This is a genomic window from Janthinobacterium sp. BJB426, from assembly GCF_002735705.1.
Classification (GTDB): Bacteria; Pseudomonadota; Gammaproteobacteria; order Burkholderiales; family Burkholderiaceae_D; genus Janthinobacterium.
In genome coordinates, this window is the sequence record NZ_PDZL01000007.1 from 53,133 (window position 1) to 74,025 (window position 20,893).

The window sequence follows — 20,893 nt, forward strand, 5'->3', positions numbered from 1 at the left end:
AAATGAACGAACGCACAAACAACGACGACCGCAACGACGGCCCTGAAGACGAAAACGAAAAGCGCCGCAAGCTGCTGCGCTACGGCGCCATCGGCGGCGGCCTGGCCGCGTTTGCCGCCAGCTTTTCCACCACGGCCGGCCGCATGGTCGACCACGCGCTGGGCAAGGACAAGCCTGTGCAGAAACTACATGGCAATTCCCTGCCGCCCGAGTTTTCCGTCGACACGGCCACGGGCAAGCTGACCGTCAATCCGGACCAGCAGGTCAGCTACACCATGTGCATGGGCTGCACCACGTTTTGCGGCGTGCGCGTGCGCCTCGATAAAAGAAGCGGCAAGGTCTTGCGCGTGGCGGGCAACCCATACAGCCCCCTGTCGGCCGACCCGGCGCTGCCATATCAAACCTCGATACGCGACAGCTTTGTGTCGCTGTCGCGCTTCCAGGAAAAGGGTTTGAAAGGGCGCTCCACCGCTTGCGGCCGCGGCAACGGCGTGCTGGAACAGATGGAGTCGCCGTTCCGCGTGCTGGCACCCATGAAGCGCGTGGGTCCGCGCGGCGGCGGCCAGTGGGAGCCGATCGCTTTTGACCAGTTGGTCAAGGAAGTGACGGAAGGCGGCGACCTGTTTGGCGAAGGCCATGTGCAGGGACTGCGCGCCTTGCGCGAGCTGGAAAAGCCGATCGATCCGGCGCAGCCGGAACTGGGCCCGCAAGTCAATCAGGTGGGCCTGATGTGCAGCACCGATGATGGCCGCCTGGCGTTCGGCACGCGCTTTTTCAAGCAGTCGTACGGCAGTCTGAACCTGGTCAACCACGGCTCGTATTGCGGCGGCGCCTACCGCAGCGGCTCGGGCGCCATGTTCGGCGACATGAAGAAAATGCCGCACGCGAAAGTGGATCTGGAAAACACGGAGTTCTGCATTTTCGTCGGCACGGCGCCGGGCAATGCGGGCAACCCGTTCAAACGCCAGGGCACCTTGATCGCCAAGGCACGTTCCGGCAAGCGCGAATTCAGCTACGTCGTCGTCGACCCCGTGCTGACGAATGCGGACAGCCTGGCCGCGGGCGACCGCAGCCGCTGGGTGCCGATCAAGCCGGGCACGGATGGCGCGCTGGCCATGGCAATGATCCGCTGGATCATTGAGCACGAACGCTATGACCGCAACTTCCTCGTCCAGCCGAATCTGAAGGTGGCGGAAGCGGCGGGCGAAGCCGCCTGGTGCAACGCCACGCACCTGATCATCAACGAGAAGGGCCACGCGCGCGACGGCCGCTACCTGCGCGCGTCGGACATCGGCGCCGTGGAGCTGGCGGAAGAAGAGCGCTACAAGGATGGCGACGCCTACTGCGTGATCGACGCCGCCACGCAAGCCATCGTGCCGCACAATGCCGCCAAGGGAGAAGGGCGTTTGTTCTTCGACGGCCCGCTGGACGTGCTTGGCGCGCCGCTGCACCTGAAGACGGCCATGACGATGCTGAACGAGGAAGCGCAGCGCCACAGCATGGACGAATACTCGGCTGCCTGTGGCATCGGGCGCGACATCATCGAAGGCTTGGCGCAGGAACTGACCAGCCATGGCAAGCGCGCGGCCGTCAATGCGCACGGCGGCATGATGTCGGGCGCCGGGTTTTATAACGCGTATGCGCTGGTCATGCTCAATACCCTGATCGGCAATTTGAACCGCAAGGGCGGCACCCTCGTCAATGGCGGCAGCTTCAAGGATGCGGGACCCGGTCCGCGCTACAACCTCGAGAGTTTCGACGGCGAGATCAAGGCGGCCGGCATGCCGATAGGGCGCAATGTGCCGTATGAAAAAACGTCGGAATTCAAGCTGAAGAAAGAAGCGGGCAAGGCGTATCCGGCCAAGGCGCCGTGGTATCCGAATGCGCCCGCGCTGGCGACCGAATGGCTTACCAGCGCCATGAACGGCTATCCGTATACCTTGAAGGCGCTGATCCTGTGGAGCTGCAATCCCGTCTACGGCATCACTGGCTTGCGCGCGCAGATCGGCAAGGAACTGGCCGATCCGAAGAAGATTCCCCTTATCGTCGCCATCGACCCCTTCATCAATGAAAGCTCGGCGTTTGCCGACTACCTGCTGCCCGATACCTTGTTGTATGAAAGCTGGGGCTGGGCCGGCGCCTGGGGCGGCATGCCCGTCAAAATGAGCACGGCACGCTGGCCCGTGGTCGAACCGCGCGTGCAAAAGACGCCGGACGGCCAGACCATCTGCATGGAATCGTTCTTCATCGCGCTGGCGAAAACGATGGCCTTGCCCGGCTTTGGCCCGGACGCATTGCAAGACATGGATGGCCAGCGCTTCCCCCTGCAGCGCGCGGAAGACTGGTATCTGCGCGGCGGCGCCAACATCGCCTGGCAAGGGAAAACGTCCGTGCCTGACGCCAGCGACGACGATATCGACCTGTCCGGCGTGGCGCGCATCCGCCCCGAACTGGAGCGCACCCTGAAGCCGGAAGAGTGGCGCAAGGTGGCCTTCATGCTGGCGCGGGGAGGCCGCTACCAGAGCTATGGCGAGATGTTCGGCCTGCGCCTGCCGCCAGCGGCGAATGCCAAGGCACCGGCAGCTCCTGCACCTGTGATCGACGAGACGCCATATCCGCAGGACTGGTCCACGCACCGCTATCTGAAACCGATGATGCTGTACAACGAGGGCCTGGGTGTGAGCAAGAATAGCCTGAGCGGCAAGCGTTTTCCTGGTACGCCCGCGTGGCGGGTCGCGGCGTTTGCCGACGGCACGCCCGTGCGCAAGACTTATCCGGCCAGCGAATGGCCGTTCGAGCTGATCAGTTTTAAATCCGCGCTGCAAAACTCGTACAGCATCGGCGCGCGGCGTTTGCGCGGCATCCACCCCGACAACCCGGTCGCTGTGCACCCCGACGATGCGGCGCGCCTGAAGCTGCAAAATGGCGATACCATTTACCTGGAAACGCCGGGCGGCAGGGCCAGGGCCACGGTAATGCTGCGCCATGGCGTGCAGCGGGGCGTGATCGCCATCGAACACGGTTTCGGCCACAAGGAGCACGGCGCGCGCGCCCACCGTATCGGCAAGTCGCGCCAGCCCGATGAACCGGCCATCGGCGCCGGCATCAACCTCAACGACCTGGGCTTGACGGATCCGAGCCGCGGCGACAAGAACGTGTTTGTCGATCCCGTCTCGGGCACGTCAGTGCGGCAGGGACTGCCGGCGCGCATCGTGCGGGCTTAAATCTCTCCGCTGGCCATCAGCAGCCGGGCCACCTCGGCTGCTGAATGCAGGCCCAGTTTTTCCATCGTGTTATGGCGGTGCACCTGCACCGTCTTGTCGCTGATGCCCAGTTCGCGGGCGATGACTTTCGAGGCTTTGCCTTCGGCCATCAGCAACGCCACTTCGCGCTCGCGCGCCGTCAGTGTCGCCAGCGCCGCTTGCGCCGTATTCGCGCTGGCGGCGCTGCGGCTTTCTGCCACGCTGCGGGCCACGGCGCGCGAGACGGCATCCAGCAGTACCTGGTCCTTGCACGGTTTTTCTAGAAAATCGCAGGCGCCTGCCTTCATCGTCTGCACGGCCATGGCCAGGTCGCCGTGACCGCTGAGGAAAATCACGGGCAGCGCGATGGCGTGGCGCGACAGCTCCTGTTGCAGTTCCAGCCCGCTCATCAAGGGCATGCGCACGTCGAGCAGCAAGCAGCCCGGCGCATGGCCCTCGTAGCGCTGCAGGAAGTCGCGCGCGGACTCGAACGTCTCCACTTTCCAGCCAGCCGAATCGAACAGATAGGCCAGCGAGCGGCGCATGGCGGCGTCGTCGTCGACGACAAAGATGATCGCATCGCTTTCATTCATGGTGTTTTCTCTTGTCTTTCCTTGTGCGCGTCCATGCCGCTATCTTCGGGCAGGCGGAACCAGACCGTCAAGCCGGGCGCATCGGCATTGGCGTGCGCCGACAGGCTGCCGCCGAACGATTCGATGATGCTTTTGCTGAGCGACATGCCCAGACCCAGGCCTTCGGCCTTGGTGGTGAAAAACGGTTCGAACAGGCGGGCCATCTGCGCCGCATCGAGGCCGCAGCCGGCATCGCGCACGGCCACCGTGCAGGCGCCGTTTTCACGGTGCAGCAGCACGCCGATGAGGTGTACGGGATTGTCGCCTTCCACCTGCGCGTCGAGCGCATTTTTCAATAAATTGAGCAGTACCTGCTGCACTTGCTGCGGGTCGGCCAGCACGCGTGCGTCAGGGCTGGCGCTGTCGTGGCTCCAGGCTATCTTCGCTTGCGGATGGGCCGCGCGGAACAGCGATACCGCTTGCTCCACAGCGTCGGCCAGGGCGAAGGCCGTGCTGTGCGCGGGACGCTTTTGCGCCATGGCGCGGATGTGGCGGATGATGGCGCCCGCGCGCTCGCTTTGCGTGGCAATTTCCTGCGCGCCGTCGAGCAGCGGCGCCGCATCGAGCCTGCCCGCCGTGATGCGGCGCGCCATGCCGCGCGCGAAATTGCCGATGGCCGCCAGCGGCTGGTTCAATTCGTGCGCGATGGCGCTGGCCATCTCGCCCAGAATCGCCAGGCGCGCCGTGTGATCGAGCGTGGCCTGGCGCTGGCGCGCCTGCTCTTCCAGCGCGCGCTGCTGGTGCTGGGCCGCGCGCAATTGCTCCGTGCGCCGGCTGACCAGGTATTCCACGCGCACCGTGTGCACGGCCCAGGCCACGAGCAGGGCCAGCACCAGCAGCATCCAGCCCCAGTAGCGGCGGAGCGCCGTCTCGAATGTCAGCTTGTCCAGATAGGCGTAGGGGCCGATGTGCAAGTCGCGGAACAGTTCATCGACGATCTGGTAATCGCTGGGTACCGTCCAGCTATAGCCTTCTTCGGTGCGCGGCATGGCCAGCAGGGCCTGCGCCACTTTTTTCGCCAGCGCGGGCGGCGTCTGGCGCAGAGCCACAAAGGGCCAGTCCGGATACAGCCGCGACGAGCTGGCGCAGCGAAAACCGGGAATCGGCCGCGTGGTGATCACGCGCAGTTCCTCGGCGCGCACTTCGCCGCGCGTCACCATCTGTTCGAGCAAACAGGTGCGCACGATGCCCGCATCCATGCGCCCCGCACGCACGGCGTCGATGATCTGCTGCGAGGGAAAACCGCTGTAGCGCAGGCTGGAAAAATCATGCGTGGGGTCGATGCCCGCTTCGCGCAATTCGCGCGCGGCGATCTGGTAGCCGCCAAAGGCGTCAGGTGCCACGGCCATCACGTTCTTGCCCGCCAGGTCGGCCAGGTCATGCAGGGGCGACGCGCTGCGCACGACGATGGCCGAACCGATGGCCTGGCGCGGTGACTCCGTCCACGGCGATTCCAGGGTGGCGATGCGGCTGGCGCCGTCGCTGTGTTCGAGCGCCACGTAGTGGCCGCTGCTGGTGATGGCAAAGGCAATCGCTTGCGACTGCACGGCGCGCGTCAGGCCCGCCTGGTCATAGTCGGCCAGGATGAAACGGATGCCGGGGATGCTGGCCTGCAGGTGGCGCGTCACGTACGACCAGTCTTGCTGCACGGCGTCGCCGCCCTTGTAGGCCAGCACGCCAATGCGTACCTCCGGCAGTGCCGTGTCGGCATGCACTGGCGCGAGCAGGAGCGCCAGCGCCAGTAGGACAAGCCTGCGCACTAGAACATGCTGCGCTGCGCCGAACGCGCATCGCCGAACAGATCCAGCAGCAGTTTTTTGATGGGGGCGGGCAGCGGCGCGTCCGCGATTTTCGCGCCGTCATACCAGACGTGCGTGGTTTCCCCGGCCAGCGCCAAACGCCGCGCCAGGGTGATGCGGCAGGGGACGATGTGCAGTTTGTAGTGCGTAAACACGTGCACGATGGGCAGCAGCCGTTCCTGCGTTTCGATTGCGCCAAACGGGGCCACGGCGCGCATGAGAGCATCCTCGTTTATTTCTCGCGGACACTCCTCTCCGGCCAGCACGTGGCCATCAAGTTCGGGCAAGGACAGCAAGCCGCCCCAGATACCCGAACCGGGGCGCTGCTCCAGCAGCACCTGACCATCGTCGATGATGACCAGCATGACGGCGTGCTTTTCCGGGCTGGTTTTCTTCGGTTTGCGTACCGGCAGATCCTTGGTGCGGCCGGTGGCGTAGGCCACGCAGCGCGGCTGCAAGGGGCAGCGGCCGCAGTCGGGACTGCTGCGCGTGCACAGGGTGGCGCCAAAGTCCATCAAGCCCTGTGTGTAGGCTTCGATACCTGTTTCAGGCAGCAGCGCTTCTGCGCGGCGCCACATGGCTTCCTCGACCCGTTTCTCGCCGGGATAGGCATCGATGCCGAACGTGCGCGCGAACACGCGCTTGACGTTGCCGTCCATGATGGCCGCGCGCGTGCCGCTGGAAAACGCGGAGATGGCGGCCGCAGTCGAGCGGCCGATGCCGGGCAGGTCGGCCAGCAGGGCCGGGTCGCTGGGGAACACGCCGTCGTATTCGGCCACCACGCGCTGCGCGCACTTGTGCAGGTTGCGCGCCCGCGTGTAGTAACCAAGGCCGCTCCATTGCGCCATCACGTCTTCGACGGGCGCGCTAGCGAGGTCGCGCAGGGTGGGGAAGCGTTCGAGGAAGCGCGCGTAGTAGCCCAGAACGGCCGTGACCTGCGTTTGCTGCAGCATGATTTCGGACAGCCAGATCAGGTAGGCATCGCGCGTGTTTTGCCATGGCAGCGCGTGGCGGCCGTGCTGCTTTTGCCAGGCGATGATGGTGGCGGAAAAAGTCGGGTCGACGTAATCTTCAAAAAGTGCCGCGCCCGTGACGGGCGAGAGCGGATGCAGCAAACGTTTCATGCAGGGTTCCAGTGTTCTGTTGTTTATGTTGCGCTGGCGGCGCGCAGGGCAGCGAGCAATTGCGCCAGCTGCGCCTTGTCGCGTTCGAGCGCCGCCAGGCTCGCTTCAAAGCCGGCGATTTTCTGTTCCAGGCTGCCCGTGGCGTCGTGGATGCGCTGGATCGAGGCAAAGCGCAGTTTCAGCTGTTCCTTGTATTCGACGATCTGCGCTTCGAGCGGCGCCATGATGACTTTCAGCCAGGCGCTGGCGTCGTCGTTGGCGTTGGTGAAACTGCGGCGCACGCGCGAGGCGATGGTGTCGAAGAATTTTTCCATCAGCACGACCCGGCTGGTGGTGAGCAGGGTCGCCGTGCCGAATTGCTTATGGTAGACGGCTTCGATGTCGGCGATTTCCTGGCGGTAGCGGGCCAGTGAAAACGGCATCGGCAAGGCCAGCGCCAGGCCATGCTCGGAAGCGAATTTGCGGTACATCACGTTCATCATTTCCGTGATCTCGGACGTCTTGCCTTCCGAGCGGTCCAGGTTACTGGCGATGCGCTCGAAATACTGGCGCACGGCTTCGCGCAGGCCCGTGAAAAAGCGGCTGCGCTGCATGGCCGCGCGCACGCCATCGATATCGTCGCGCACGATGTCCATGCCGAGACTCGTGTACAGCTCCGTCGACAGGCGCGTAAATACGGCGCGCGTCGCTTGCAGCTTGAACAGGCTGCTGTCGAATTCCTTCTTCTCGATATCGATGCGCCGCATCATGTGCGCGATCACGCTCTGGTTCTTGCCGCGCAGGCTGTGCAGCTCGTGCAGCTGCTCGGCGATGCCGCGCGCGCGGGCCGCCGCCTGCACCTGCTGCGCCGCTTCGATGGCGTCCAGGTCGAACGCCAACTGGCGCCGGATGATGTCCTTGCGCGCGGGGATCAGCTCCTCGAACAGGGCCGTCTCCAGCGCCTGCAAGCGGCTCTTTTCCAGCAGCTCCGCATCGTGGTTGATCTTGCCCACCAGGGCTTTTTGCGCGGAGACGGGGAATACCTGGCCAGGGTCCAGTGTCAACAGATGCGCCACGCTGGCCTGTTGGCGTTCGATCGCTTGCGCCACCTCGGCATCGCCGCGCAATTCGTCCCACATGCTGTCGATTTTGTTGAGCACCACCAGGCGCCCCGCGCCGGCGCCGATATGGTTGCGCCATACCTCGATGTCGCTGCGCGTGACGCCCGTGTCGGCCGCCAAAATGAACAGCACCGCGTGCGCGTTCGGGATCAGGTTCAGGGTCAATTCCGGTTCCGTGCCGATGGCGTTCAGGCCGGGCGTGTCGAGGATGACCAGGCCCTGTTTCAGCAGCGGATGGGGGAAGTTGATGATGGCGTGGCGCCACATGGAGATTTCCACCTGGCCGTCCTCGTCCAGCATGGCGGGGGCATCCGCGTCGTCGGCGTCGTACAGGCCATAGCGTGCCGCTTCCTCGACGCTGACTTTTTTCGTCAGGCTCACCTGGCGGATGGCTTCCTGCATGTCGTCGCCCGCCTCGATGTTCAGGGGCAGGATGGTCCAGGCGGCGGGCAGGTCGCGGTAGTCGCTGGTCGACAGGTTTTGCGCGCGCGTCTCGATGGGTAGCAGTCGGATCGATGGCGGCCAGGCCGCGTCGTACAGCAGCTCGGTGGGGCACATGGTGGTGCGGCCCGCGCCCGAGGGCAGGATGCGCTGGCCGTAGCCGGCAAAGAAGATGGCGTTGATCAGCTCGGATTTGCCGCGCGAGAATTCCGCCACGAAGGCAACAGATAAACGGTCGTCAGTCAGGCGGGAGACACAGCGCGCCAGGCGCAGCGCGGAGGCGCCGTCGACCAGGCCCGCCGCGCTGGCGGCTTGCCGGTATGCCTGCAAGGCGGCCTGCACGTCCTGGCGCCACGCGCTGTATTGTTCCAAGTCCCTGACCATCTGGCTCCCTTTTTCCATGACTTACTTTTGACCGCTATTTCTGACAATTCACGCAGTAAAACGTGGAACGCTGTCCCTGTACGATCTGGCGGATCGGTGCGCCGCACACACGGCATGGCTTGCCCGCGCGGTTGTACGTGAAGTACGTCTGCTGGAAGTAGCCGGACTGGCCATTCACGCCGATGAAGTCGCGCAGGGTGCTGCCGCCCTGCACGATGGCTTCGGCCAGCACGTCGCGGATCGATTGCGCCAGTTTCTCATAGCGGGCCAGGCCGATGCGCCGGGCTGGCGTCTTTGGGTTGATCCCCGCGCGGAACAGGCTTTCGGAACAATAGATATTGCCCACGCCGACGACGATGTCGCCCGCCATCAGCACCTGCTTGATGTTGGTGCCTTTGTTACGCGTTTTCTGGAACAGCAGCTGGCCCGTGAAGCCGCCTTCCAGCGGTTCCGTGCCGAGTCCCCGCAGGAGAGCGTGGCCGTCCAGCGGTCCGTCGGCCTCGTCATGCCACAGCACGGCGCCGAAGCGGCGCGGGTCCGTCATGCGCAGCACCTCGCTGCCACCGTCCGCGTCTTCCACGACGAGGTCGAAATGGTCGTGTTTTTGCGCTTCCGTCCCCGTGGGCAGCACGCGCAAATGACCCGACATGCCCAGGTGGATGATCAGGGTGCCGTGGCGGAAGTGGATCAGCAGGTATTTGCCGCGCCGCCCCGTCAGGCCGATGGTTTGCCCCGACAGTTGTTCGCCCAGGGCAGGGGGGAAGGGCCAGCGCAGGCCGTCGCGGCGCAGCACGACGGAGCGCACGGCGCGCCCTTCGAGATGGGGCGCGACACCGCGCCGTGTGACTTCGACTTCTGGCAATTCTGGCATAGGGCTCGAATGGTGGAAAACCGGGTAAAAAACAGGCGGGTTGCCGGCCGATGGCTGGCCCGGACACGCTGCGTCGCCACGACATATATATTTCGTTACATACGTGAAGTACGCAATAGCCGCGTTGGGCGTAGAATCAGACTTTGCCGTTTAGCCAGGATCAGCCTTTGAAAAACGCTTTCGCCATTGTAACCTTGTCCGCCCTGATGGCCACGCATGCCATGGCACAGACACCTGTTGCCCCCGCCGATGCCGCGGCCGGCCCCACTGCGGCCGCGCCCGCCGCGCCGCAGGAGCCGGACACCTCCAAGGAGGGGGCCGGCGGCGACGGGCTGCCGAAGGTCGAATTGAGCAGCGACTTGCTGTACAAGCTGACCAAGGCTGAAATGGAATTCAAGAGCGGCCAGTGGCAAGGGCCGTACGTGACGATGATGGTGGCGGCGCAGCAGACGCGCGACCCGCGCCTGGCGCGCCGCGCTTCCGAAATGGCGCTGGCCGCCAAGCAGGGAAGCGAAGCGCTGGCGGCCATCCGTCTGTGGCGCGAGCTGGCGCCCGATTCCGACGAGGCGACGCAGTTCTTCCTCGGCTTCGTCGTGTTGACGGACAAGATCGAGGAAGCGGAGCCGATCTTCGCCGAGCGCCTGGCCAATGCGCCAGGGGGCGCGCGCGGCGTGGCCCTGTTCCAGATGCAGCAAATCCTGTCGCGCTCGAATGACAAGCTGTTTGCGTATGCCATGCTCACGCGCCTGGTGCAGCCTTACCTGGACATGTTCGAAGCGCACCTGGTGCTGGCGCAGGGCGCCTTGTCGCTTGGCGAGCGTGAACGCGCCATCGGCGAAGCGAACAAGGCGCTGTCGATCAAGCCGAACTCCGAGCTGGCCGCACTGACCCTGGCGCAGGTGACGGGCGAACCCGAAGCGGCAAACAAGGTGCTGGCCACGTTCCTGCAAAAGAATCCGGATGCTGTCGAAGTGCGCGGCGCGTACGCGCGCCTGCTGGTCGAGCAAAAACAGCTGGAGCCGGCGCGCGACCAGTTCCTGCTGCTGTTGAAAAGCCAGCCCGATAACGTGGGCGGCCTGTATGCGCTGGGCATCGTGGCGCTGCAGCTGGAAGACACCAAGGGCGCGGAGCAGTACTTCAAGCGCTTCCTGGCCGTGCTGGATAAAAATCCTGGCGACGCGCGCGATCCGTTCAAGGCCTTGATGATACTGTCGCAGATCGCCGAGACGCGCGGCGACACGGCCGGCGCCATCGCCTGGCTGGACAAGGTCGACAACAGCGCTTCCGCCGGTTATGTCGAGGCGCGCTTGCGCCGCGCCCAGCTGATCGCCCGTGGCGGCAATCTCGATGCGGCGCGCAAGGCGCTGACGGAAATCGAAACGGACGATCCGGCAAGCCAGGCGCAGGTGCTGCTGGTCGACGCGCAATTCCTGCGCGATGCCGGCTACGTGCAAAGCGCCTATACGGTGCTGGAAAATGCCTTGCTGCGCTTCCCCGACAATCCGGAACTGCTGTACGACTACGCCTTGCTGGCCGAGCGCCTGGATAAACTCGAGCTGATGGAAGCGAGCCTGCGCCGCGTGATGGCGCTGGCGCCCGACAATCAGCATGCGTATAACGCCCTGGGCTACTCGCTGGCCGAACGGGGCATCCGCCTTGAGGAGGCCCATGCGTTGATCGAAAAAGCGTTGCAGATGGCGCCGGGCGACCCGTTCATCATGGATAGCATGGGCTGGGTGCAGTTCCGCATGGGTAACCTGGCCGCCGCGGAAAACGCGCTGCGCCGCGCGTATGCCGTGCGCAGCGACCCGGAAATCGCCGTCCACCTGGGCGAAGTGCTGTGGCAGAAGGGCGACAAGGATGAAGCGCAAAAACTGTGGCGCGAAGCGCGCAGCAAGGACCCGAAAAACGATGCGCTGAAAAGTACCCTGGCGCGCTTGAATGTCAGTTTGTGATTGAACCGATTAACTCAACTATAAAAAACCAGCGCCATGGCGCTGGTTTTTCCTTGTGCCCATGTTAAAAAAACTCTTCCCCCTCACACTGGTCTGCCTGGCCCTCTCGGCCTGCTCGACCCTGACCGCCCCCTTTTCGTCTGGCGCCGCACCCTCCGGTAAAACCGTCGCTGCTTACCGCGAACAGGTCGAGCTGACGGGCCGTTTAAACGTCGTGTACCAGAAAGATGACAAGCCCGAATCGGCCACCGTCAATTTCAACTGGCAGCAGACGGCGCAGCGCACGGATGTGACCTTGTACTCGCCCGTCGGCAGCACCCTGGCGACGATCGCCGTCACGCCGCAGCAAGCCGTGTTGACGCAAAGCGGCAAGGCGCCGCGCAGCGCGCCCGATGTCGATACCCTGAGCGCGCAGATGCTGGGCTGGTCCTTGCCCGTGTCGGGCTTGCGCGACTGGCTGCAGGGCTATGCCGTGGGCGCCGATGGCAAGCGCTTCGTCGCTTCACCGGCCAACGACAGCGTGACGACCAAAGACGGCTGGCGCCTGCGCTATGTGTCGTGGCAAGAAGTAGGGCAAAATGCGGCCGACAATACGCCGGGCGCCTTGCCCCAACCGCGGCGTATCGATGCCGAACGCAATGCCAGCGCGCAAGCCGATGCCGTCTCGCTGCGCATCGTGCTCGATCCCGCCCCATCCGTACCTGCACCATGACATTGACGACCCTGAATAACTGCCCGGCACCGGCCAAACTGAACCTCTTTCTGCACGTCAACGGCCGCCGCGCCGATGGCTACCATCTGCTGCAGACGGTGTTCCAGTTGCTCGACCATGGCGACACCCTGCACTTCGCGTTGCGCGACGACACGGCGATCCACCGCGTGACGGCACTGACCGGCGTGCCGGAGGAGCAAGACCTGATCATCCGCGCCGCGAAACTGCTGCAGGCCGAAGTGCTGCGCCGCACGGGTGCCTTGCCGCGCGGCGTCGATATCGCCATCGACAAGGTGCTGCCCATGGGCGGCGGCCTGGGTGGCGGCTCGTCCGATGCGGCCACGGCCCTGATGGCCTTGAACCGCCTGTGGCAGGCGGGTTTGACGCGCGAGGAATTGATGGCGCTGGGCTTGCCGCTGGGCGCCGATATCCCGTTTTTCATCTTTGGCGAAAACGCCTTTGCCGAAGGCGTGGGCGAAGCCCTGCAGCCCGTCGCCACGCCCGAATGTTGGTATGTGGTGATCGAGCCGGGCGTGCAAGTGCCTACCGCCGCAATTTTTTGCGCGGAAGGCTTGACGAGAAATACCGAACCCGTCACAATAGCGGACTTTTCCAGGCACCTCGCAGAAGGAAGCGATGCGGGCGGGTTTGGTAAGAATGATTTACAGCAAGTGGCATGCAGTCTTTTCAAGCCGGTAGCAGATGCGGTAGAATGGCTGGGTGCTTACGGTGAGGCCAGGATGACTGGTTCCGGTGCTTGTGTGTTTGGTGCGTTTGATAGTCAGGAAGAAGCGGATGCGGTGCTCAGCAATGTGCCACCAGTCTGGATCGCCTGGAAGGCAAAAGCGCTGAATCGCCACCCGATGCTCACCATGTTGTAGAGAGCAAAAAAAGATTTTGCTTAGCGTCAAATAGTCGGTATAATACTGGCCAACATGACGGCAAGCAGTCAGTAACGTAGGGGAATCGCCAAGCTGGTTAAGGCACTGGATTTTGATTCCAGCATGCGAAGGTTCGAATCCTTCTTCCCCTGCCACCATTTCACCGTAGTCTGTCGATGCGAAGTTAGCGTCCAGTACGGGAAAAAGCAGATGTGTCGCCACGCGGCATATTCTAAACAATGACTGACCGGGCCTATGCCCGGTTAGTGCTTTTCAAGACTTCTATATCACCTCTTGGGACTCCCATGGCTTACGAAAACCTGATGGTTTTTACCGGCAACGCGAATCCAGCGTTGGCAGAGGGGGTCGCAAAAAACCTCGGCATCCCTCTCGGTAAAGCAAACGTTTCGAAATTCTCCGACGGCGAAGTAATGGTCGAGATTAACGAAAACGTACGCGGCAAGGATGTTTTTGTTTTGCAATCCACCTGTGCTCCAACCAACGACAGCCTGATGGAAATCATGCTGATGGTTGATGCCTTGAAACGTGCTTCCGCTGGCCGTATCACCGCCGCAATTCCTTACTTCGGCTATGCCCGCCAAGACCGTCGTCCCCGCTCCGCGCGTGTGGCGATTTCGGCCAAGGTGGTGGCGAACATGCTGGAAGAAGCCGGTGTCGAGCGCGTCCTGATCATGGACTTGCACGCTGACCAGATTCAAGGTTTCTTCGATATCCCAGTCGACAATATTTACGCTTCGCCAATTTTGCTGGGTGACCTGCAAAAGAAAAACTACCAGGATCTGCTGGTGGTGTCGCCGGACGTCGGCGGTGTGGTACGTGCGCGCGCCCTGGCAAAACGCCTGGGCTGCGACCTGGCCATCATCGACAAGCGTCGTCCAAAAGCGAACGTGTCCGAAGTGATGAACATCATCGGTGAAGTCGAAGGCCGCAACTGCGTGATCATGGATGACATGGTCGACACGGCAGGCACCTTGACCAAGGCTGCCGAAGTGCTCAAAGAGCGCGGCGCGAAAAAAGTCGTGGCGTATTGCACGCACGCAGTGCTGTCGGGCCCGGCGATCGACCGTATTTCGGCCTCGCCACTCGATGAGCTGGTCGTGACCGATACGATCCCCCTGTCCGAAGCGGCCCTGGCCTGCGGCAAGATCCGTCAATTGACGTGCGCGCCGCTGCTGGCCGAGACGTTCAAACGCATCATCAAGGGTGACTCGGTCATCTCGCTGTTCATCGATTAATTCGGTAAGAGCAGCAACAGACGTAATGCCTGCGGCGCGACCGGCTTTTTGCCTGTTGCGCCGCAGTGTTTTAGTTTTCGGGGTGTTTTGCACCCATTTTCGAGGATTCCTGGTCGCGGGAGTCTTCATAACACAAGGCGCAAGCCTTGTTCTTCTTGGAGTTTCACATGAAAGTTATCGCATTTAAACGCGAATTGCAAGGTTCCGGAGCGAGCCGCCGCCTGCGCATTTCCGGCCAAACCCCTGGTATCGTCTACGGTGGCGCTGAAGCCCCTGTGCTGATCTCGCTGGATCACAACGCCCTGTACCATGCGTTGAAAAAAGAAGTGTTCCACTCGTCGATCCTGGATCTGGAAATCGACGGCGTTTCCCAGCAAGTTCTGTTGCGCGACTTCCAAGTCCACGCATACAAACAACTGGTTCTGCACGCTGACTTCCAGCGCGTTGATGCTAAGCAAGCTATCCACGTGAAAGTGGCGCTGCACTTCGTAAACGCTGACGTTTCCCCAGCAGTCAAACTGCACGGCGCGACCATCAGCCACGTAGCCAACGAAATCGAAGTTTCGTGCCTGCCAGGCCAACTGCCAGAATTCATCAACGTTGACCTGTCGAACATCGAAGTCGGTCACTCGCTGCACGTTGGCGACCTGGTCCTGCCAGCTGGCGTGACCGCTGTCACCCACGGCGCCAACCTGACCATCGCTACCGCTTCGGTACCGGCTGGCCACGTTGCTGCTGAAGCCGCTGCTGCTGAAGTTGTTGCTGACAAGAAGTAATTCTGCCGCCGCAGCAATGCGGTAGTCGCAAGGAAAAACCCGTCCGGTTCGCTCCGGACGGGTTTTTTTCTGCCCGTTTTCACCGATAATACGTTTTTACACTGCAGACACAGCCATGCCCATACGCCTGATCGTCGGCCTCGGCAACCCGGGACCCGAATACGAACAAACCCGCCACAATGCCGGCTTCTGGCTGGTGGACAACCTTGCCAACAGCTTGCCCGGCACGCGCTTGCAGCGCGATTCGCGCTATAACGCCATGTTGGCCAAGACTTCCATTGGCGGCAACGAAGTGTGGCTGCTCGAACCGCTGACCTTCATGAACCGCTCGGGCCAGTCCGTGGGCGCGCTGGCGCGTTTCTTCAAGATCGCCGCGGATGAAGTGCTGGTCGTGCACGACGAACTTGATCTGATGCCCGGTATCGCGCGCCTGAAAAAGGGCGGCTCGGCCGGTGGCCACAATGGCTTGAAGGACATCACGGCCGCGCTGGGCACGCAGGATTACTGGCGCTTGCGCCTGGGTATCGGCCACCCGCGCACCCTGAGCCTGCAGCAGCAGGTGGCCGACTTCGTGCTGCACCGCCCGCGCCGCGAAGACCAGGAACTGATCGAGCAAGCGATAGAAAAATCCTTGCAGGTCATGCCGCAGATCATCGAAGGCAAGTTCGAGGCCGCAACCATGAAGCTGCATACGGCCTGAGAACAGGGCCTGATGGCGTCACGATACGGCTGTTTTGGCGTCATTTGCCCATCATCGGGCTTTTGAAGCGCGCGCGACACGGGTACAATTGACCCCTTGAAATGCAGCACACGCACTATCCCCGGAAAAGGGCGAAGCATCGTCCCGTTTTCCCTAACAGCACGGCAAGCACGCCGATAGACGGCGCCATGTGCTTTGATTATTAAAGGTTTTCCATGAGTCTCCAATGCGGTATCGTCGGCTTGCCGAACGTCGGCAAGTCCACCCTGTTCAATGCACTGACGAAAGCCGGCATCCCGGCTGAAAACTATCCGTTCTGCACCATCGAGCCGAACGTCGGTGTCGTCGAAGTACCGGACCCACGCATGGATGCGCTGGCTGCCATCGTCAAGCCGGAACGCATGGTCAACGCCATCGTGGAATTCGTCGATATCGCCGGCCTGGTGGCTGGTGCATCGAAGGGCGAGGGCCTGGGCAACCAGTTCCTGTCGCACATCCGCGAAACGGACGCCATCGTCAACGTCGTGCGCTGCTTCGAAGATGACAACGTCATCCACGTGGCCGGCAAGATCAATCCGCTCGACGATATCGAAGTCATCCAGACCGAACTGGCACTGGCCGACATGGGCACCGTGGAAAAAGCCATCCACCGCGAAAACAAGAAAGCCCGTTCGGGCGACAAGGACGCGGCCAAGCTGCTGGCCATCATGGAACGCATGATGCCTTACCTGAACGATGCCAAGCCTGTGCGCGCCATGGGCTTGGACGCCGACGAAATGGAGCTGATCAAGCCGCTGTGCCTGATCACGGCCAAGCCGGCCATGTTCGTGGCCAACGTGTCCGACACGGGCTTCACGAATAACCCGTTGCTGGACCAGCTGACGGCCTATGCGCAATCGCAAAACGCCCCTATCGTCGCCATCTGCGCGGCGCTGGAAGCGGAAATCGCCGACCTGGACGACGCCGACAAGGGCGCTTTCCTGGCCGACATGGGCATGGAAGAGCCAGGCCTGGACCGCCTGATCCGCGGCGCCTACAAACTGCTGGGTCTGCAAACCTACTTCACGGCTGGCGTGAAGGAAGTGCGCGCCTGGACCATCCATGTGGGCGACACGGCGCCGCAAGCAGCCGGCGTGATCCACACCGACTTCGAACGCGGCTTTATCCGTGCGCAAACCATCGCCTATGACGACTTCATCGCCTACAAGGGCGAAGCGGGCGCCAAGGAAGCGGGCAAGATGCGCGCCGAAGGCAAGGAATATGTCGTCAAGGATGGCGACGTGCTGAACTTCCTGTTCAACGTCTAAGGACAGATGCTTGCTGGCGAGCGCCAGCAACATACTGCATTCGTCCATTGCGAAATGCCGCTCAGTGACCTGCGCGGCATTTTTTTGTCTGTGATGTGAAAGGCTTGCCATGCAGTCAGAGAGACAACCGCTCGTTGCCATTGTCATGGCCACGTATAACCGGAGCAATATCCTCGGGTATGCGATTCAATCGGTACTCGCCAGCACCGTGCAGGATTGGGAGCTGATTATTGTCGGCGATTGCTGCACCGACGATACCGCCGAGGTGGTCGCCGCGTTCGGCGACGCGCGCATCCGCTTTGTGAATCTGGAAACCAATTACGGCGAACAGACGGGGCCCAACAATCTCGGCGTCAGCCTGGCGCGCGGCACCTATCTCGCATTCCTGAACCACGACGACCTATGGTTGCCCGATCATTTGCAAAGCAGTATCGATGTCCTCGAGCGCAGCGGGGCCGATTTGGTCTTTGCTCAAGGACTGGGCATAGGCTTGTCAGGGCATCACATTGACGGGGCACTAACTGATGCACTGAGTCCTTATTGTCCGTGGATGAATGTGCCGGCTACCTTGTGGGTCATGCGGCGTGAGCTGGCCTTGCAAATTGGTCCATGGCAACCGTCGTGGGAGTTGCGCTGCTGGCCGTCGCAGGCCTGGCTGCACCGGGCCTATCGTGCAGGACGGCCGATGCTGGCCCTTCCCCGTATCGGCGCCATCCTGATCCAGTCTGGCAGGCGCAGCAATGCCTACCTGGACCGGCAGCACAGCGAGCATGCGTTCTGGTGGGAGCATATGCAAAATCCCGTGAATGTTTTGCAAGCTGTCGCAACGCTATGCGGCAAGCTGAGTCGGGAGCGCTACATTTCTCCGGTCCAGTGTGCACTGCTTGCCATGAAAGCTTTGCTGCGGCGAATCTTTTATTCATTGGGCCTGTGGCCGCCACAACCCATCTATTGGCTCAAGTATTGGCGTAGAGGTACTTTTTTACGTGAATTGCGCCGCCGCCGGGGATTGAAGGAGATGCCGCGGCGATAGATAATGCGATTGCAATACATAAGAGCATTTTTATAAAATTTCTGGGGGTAGATCTGGTGGCTGAGAAAGATAACTGGTTGTTGGCTGGCGCGAAGCAGGATGGCGAAAGCATTACCAAGGAATGGAAGCCGACGGCGCCTGCCTTGATCGATGGCGTGATCTTTCAGGAAATCAAGCCTGTGTTGACGGCGTACGGCAGTCTGACTGAAATTTTCCGTACTGAATGGGTGCCTGGTGCGGCGCAGATAGGCCAGATATTTGCCTCGACCCTGGAGCCGGGCGGACTGAGCGCCTGGCATGCGCATGCCATCACGACGGACCGCCTGTTCGTGGCGGCCGGCCAGATGCGCGTGGTGCTGTACGACGCGCGCGCGGATTCGCCGACCTTTGGCATGCTCAACGAATTCAAGCTGGGCACCAAGCGCCCCGGCCTGCTCGTCGTGCCGCCGCGCGTCTGGCATGGCGTGCAGAATTACTGCAGCACGCCGGCCATCCTCGTCAATGCGGTGGACCATGCGTATCGCTATGATGCGCCGGATCACTGGCGCGTGCCGGCCGATTCGGACACGGTGCCGTATCGTTTCTCCAACGACAGGCATGGCTGAGATGCCGGGCCCGGCTGAACGATGCGCCTGATCCGTCTCGCGGGTTTTTCAGCCGGCCCCATCTTGTCGCTGCTGTGCGGGCTTGCCACCGTGCCTGCCGTGGCCTGGCTGTTTCCGCCTGTCGACCTCGGCAAGCTGGATTTCTTCATGACCGCATGCACGGTGGCCGGTTTGCTGCTGTCGCTGGGGCTGGATAAGGCTTTCCTGCATGAATACCATTACAGCACCGCGCGTAGCGGCTTGCTGAAAGCGTGCCTGTTGCCGGCCTTGCTGCTCGCGCCCGTGGCCCTGGCCGTGATACTCGTGTTTGCTGCGCCGGTAGCACAACTGTTATTTGATGTGGCGCAACCTGCACTGGCTGTCCTGTTCGCTGCCGGCATGCTGAGCGCCCTGGCCAATCGCCTGATCGCGCAGCTCTTCCGCATGCAGGAGCGCGCCTGGGTATTCAGCCTGGCGCAGGTATTGCCGAAAATGTCGCTGCTGTTGCTGCTGCCTGTCCTGTGGTGGGATCCGCAGCGCAATTTCGTGCACCTGGCAAGCCTGGTCGTGGCCAGCACCTGGCTGGTCACGCTATGGCTGTTGTGGCATGCGCGCGCATCGCTGGCGCAAGCGTGGAGCGCCGCCGTGGACCGGGTGCTGCTGCGGCGCCTGCTTTCCGAGGCGGCGCCCCTGCTGGTGAGCGCCATTGGCCACCTTTCCATGTTGTCGGCCGGCATGGGCTTGCTGCGTGTCTTTGCCGGCTTTGACGAACTCGGTATTTATGCGCTGGCCACGCGCGTGGCCGCCGGCGCCTGGCTGGTGCAGTCGATTTTTACGATTGTGTGGATACCGCAAGTACACAAATGGGCCGCGGCCGGCGGCGACCTGTCGAATATCGCGGCCATTTGCCGTCATGCGCAAGCCGTCGTGGTGGTGGGCTTTTGCCTGGCGGGCGCCCTGGCCTGGCTGATCGGTTGGGTCTTGCCTTCCAACTATCATGGCGTCGCCTACCTGGCGGTGGCCACCGTGGGACAGCCGCTGTTGTATGCGCTGGCCGAAGTGAGCGGTGTCGGCATCAATCTGGCCCGCCGTCCAGCATGCTCCATCGCCGCCTTTGCGGCAGGCTTGCTGGGCACCTTGCTGGCGGGCGCCGTGCTGGTGCCACGTTGTGGCGCCACGGGCGCCGCCGTCTCGCAGCTGTTGGGTTTCCTCGTGTATTTTGTCGTCAAGACGGAGCTGGGCATGCGCGTCTGGCGTCCGCTGCCGCGCCGTTCGCTGTACCTGAGCGCCTTCCTGCTGTCGCTGCTGGCGGCGGGCCACGCGTTTTTTGCCCAGCGCCTGGGGGCCCTTGCTCCGCTGGCGTGGGGCGTGCTGCTCGTTGCCGTACTGTACGTCTACCGGCCTTCGCTGCAGGCCGCGTTCAGGCTGCTCAAGCCCGTCCGCCAGCAGGGCTGACAGCGTTTGCCGCCTGTCGCCGTCTTGCGTTTTCCTGCTTACTCCGCGTACAATGAGAATAATTCTCATTTATAATCCGATGCGCCTGTGCTTGCCGGCCGTTGGCGACAGGAAGGGTATCGTGAGCACCGCCGAGTTAGCGCTTCAGCAGCAAGTCAGCAGTCTGTACACCGACCACCATCACTGGCTGCGTGGCTTGCTGCGCCGTAAACTGGGCAATGCCTTCGATGCGGCCGACCTGGCGCACGACGTGTACCTGCACCTGATGAAGACGGGCAGGGTGCCGCCGGCCGGGGAGTCGCGCCGCCACCTGACGCAGATCGCCAACGGCATGGTCATCGACCTGTACCGCCGCCGCCAGATCGAAACGGCCTACCTGGAAGTGCTGGCCCTGGTGCCCGAAGCGCTGGCGCCGTCCGAGGAGGAGCGCGCGCTGGTGATCGAGGCGCTGACGGAAATCGACGCGGTGCTGCACCAGCTGCCCGCCAAGGCGCGCAAGGCCTTGCTGTTGTGCAAACTTGATGGCCTGAGCTACCGCGACATTGCCGCCGAATTGCAGGTGTCCGTCTCGTCCGTCGAAAAATACATCGCCGCCGGTTTGCTGGCCTGCTACCAGGCCATGCACGCCCAGGTAGCCTGAG

At 62.7% G+C, this 20,893-nt stretch carries 17 protein-coding genes and 1 tRNA gene; 13 read left to right on the forward strand and 5 right to left on the reverse strand.

Features of this window, described 5'->3' with window-relative positions; all coding sequences use genetic code 11:
• The first annotated feature begins 2 nt into the window (after positions 1-2).
• Positions 3-3,224, forward strand: coding sequence for a molybdopterin dinucleotide binding domain-containing protein (locus CSQ93_RS13420; protein ID WP_099378458.1), 3,222 nt, complete (start codon positions 3-5; stop codon positions 3,222-3,224).
• Here the strand turns inward: CSQ93_RS13420 and CSQ93_RS13425 are convergent.
• Genes CSQ93_RS13425 through mutM form a run of 5 tightly spaced genes read right to left on the reverse strand, consistent with a single transcriptional unit; the run spans position 3,221 to position 9,593 of the window.
• Complete coding sequence (locus CSQ93_RS13425; protein WP_099378459.1) at positions 3,221-3,835, reverse strand: response regulator transcription factor; 615 nt, start codon at positions 3,833-3,835, stop codon at positions 3,221-3,223. The genes CSQ93_RS13420 and CSQ93_RS13425 overlap by 4 nt on opposite strands.
• Positions 3,832-5,634: a sensor histidine kinase gene (locus tag CSQ93_RS13430; RefSeq protein ID WP_099378460.1), complete on the reverse strand. Its 1,803-nt coding sequence runs from the start codon at positions 5,632-5,634 to the stop codon at positions 3,832-3,834. The genes CSQ93_RS13425 and CSQ93_RS13430 overlap by 4 nt, the downstream gene beginning before the upstream one ends.
• Positions 5,634-6,797, reverse strand: coding sequence for an A/G-specific adenine glycosylase (gene mutY, locus CSQ93_RS13435; protein WP_099378461.1), 1,164 nt, complete (start codon positions 6,795-6,797; stop codon positions 5,634-5,636). The genes CSQ93_RS13430 and mutY overlap by 1 nt, the downstream gene beginning before the upstream one ends.
• A 23-nt stretch (positions 6,798-6,820) precedes the next feature.
• A complete protein-coding gene (locus CSQ93_RS13440; protein ID WP_099378462.1) occupies positions 6,821-8,722 on the reverse strand; it encodes a dynamin family protein in 1,902 nt (633 codons plus the stop codon).
• Positions 8,723-8,756: 34 nt separating this feature from the next.
• Complete coding sequence (mutM, locus tag CSQ93_RS13445; RefSeq protein ID WP_099378463.1) at positions 8,757-9,593, reverse strand: bifunctional DNA-formamidopyrimidine glycosylase/DNA-(apurinic or apyrimidinic site) lyase; 837 nt, start codon at positions 9,591-9,593, stop codon at positions 8,757-8,759.
• Positions 9,594-9,760: 167 nt separating this feature from the next.
• Between mutM and CSQ93_RS13450 the strand changes: the two genes are divergently transcribed.
• The 12 genes from CSQ93_RS13450 to CSQ93_RS13505 all read left to right on the forward strand — a co-directional run bounded on the left by CSQ93_RS13450 (position 9,761) and on the right by CSQ93_RS13505 (position 20,892).
• The gene (locus CSQ93_RS13450) at positions 9,761-11,548 is read left to right on the forward strand and encodes a tetratricopeptide repeat protein (RefSeq protein ID WP_099378464.1); all 1,788 of its coding nucleotides are present in this window, start codon (positions 9,761-9,763) and stop codon (positions 11,546-11,548) included.
• 61 nt (positions 11,549-11,609) lie between these two features.
• On the forward strand, positions 11,610-12,260 hold the full coding sequence (locus CSQ93_RS13455; RefSeq protein ID WP_099378465.1) for an outer membrane lipoprotein LolB: 651 nt from the start codon (positions 11,610-11,612) through the stop codon (positions 12,258-12,260).
• Positions 12,257-13,141 carry a 4-(cytidine 5'-diphospho)-2-C-methyl-D-erythritol kinase gene (gene ispE / locus CSQ93_RS13460; RefSeq protein ID WP_099378466.1) on the forward strand — a complete coding sequence of 295 codons (885 nt, stop codon included), beginning with the start codon at positions 12,257-12,259 and terminating at the stop codon, positions 13,139-13,141. The genes CSQ93_RS13455 and ispE overlap by 4 nt, the downstream gene beginning before the upstream one ends.
• 78 nt (positions 13,142-13,219) lie before the next feature.
• Positions 13,220-13,296 (forward strand) — tRNA-Gln (locus tag CSQ93_RS13465).
• A 150-nt stretch (positions 13,297-13,446) separates the two neighbouring features.
• Positions 13,447-14,397, forward strand: coding sequence for a ribose-phosphate pyrophosphokinase (locus CSQ93_RS13470; RefSeq protein WP_034753270.1), 951 nt, complete (start codon positions 13,447-13,449; stop codon positions 14,395-14,397).
• A gap of 167 nt (positions 14,398-14,564) precedes the next feature.
• A complete protein-coding gene (locus CSQ93_RS13475; protein WP_099378467.1) occupies positions 14,565-15,173 on the forward strand; it encodes a 50S ribosomal protein L25/general stress protein Ctc in 609 nt (202 codons plus the stop codon).
• Between the two features lie 115 nt (positions 15,174-15,288).
• Positions 15,289-15,873, forward strand: coding sequence for an aminoacyl-tRNA hydrolase (pth, locus tag CSQ93_RS13480; RefSeq protein WP_099378468.1), 585 nt, complete (start codon positions 15,289-15,291; stop codon positions 15,871-15,873).
• 215 nt (positions 15,874-16,088) lie between these two features.
• Positions 16,089-17,180 (forward strand): redox-regulated ATPase YchF, encoded by a 1,092-nt coding sequence (ychF, locus tag CSQ93_RS13485; RefSeq protein ID WP_034778348.1) that lies wholly within the window; start codon positions 16,089-16,091, stop codon positions 17,178-17,180.
• Positions 17,181-17,289: 109 nt separating this feature from the next.
• Complete coding sequence (locus CSQ93_RS13490) at positions 17,290-18,213, forward strand: glycosyltransferase family 2 protein (protein ID WP_099378469.1); 924 nt, start codon at positions 17,290-17,292, stop codon at positions 18,211-18,213.
• A gap of 56 nt (positions 18,214-18,269) precedes the next feature.
• On the forward strand, positions 18,270-18,818 hold the full coding sequence (locus CSQ93_RS13495) for a dTDP-4-dehydrorhamnose 3,5-epimerase family protein (protein ID WP_099378470.1): 549 nt from the start codon (positions 18,270-18,272) through the stop codon (positions 18,816-18,818).
• A gap of 21 nt (positions 18,819-18,839) precedes the next feature.
• Entirely contained in the window at positions 18,840-20,252 is a 1,413-nt protein-coding gene (locus CSQ93_RS13500; protein ID WP_099378471.1) for a lipopolysaccharide biosynthesis protein, read from the forward strand.
• 121 nt (positions 20,253-20,373) lie between these two features.
• Entirely contained in the window at positions 20,374-20,892 is a 519-nt protein-coding gene (locus tag CSQ93_RS13505) for a sigma-70 family RNA polymerase sigma factor (RefSeq protein WP_099378628.1), read from the forward strand.
• Position 20,893: the final 1 nt, after the last annotated feature.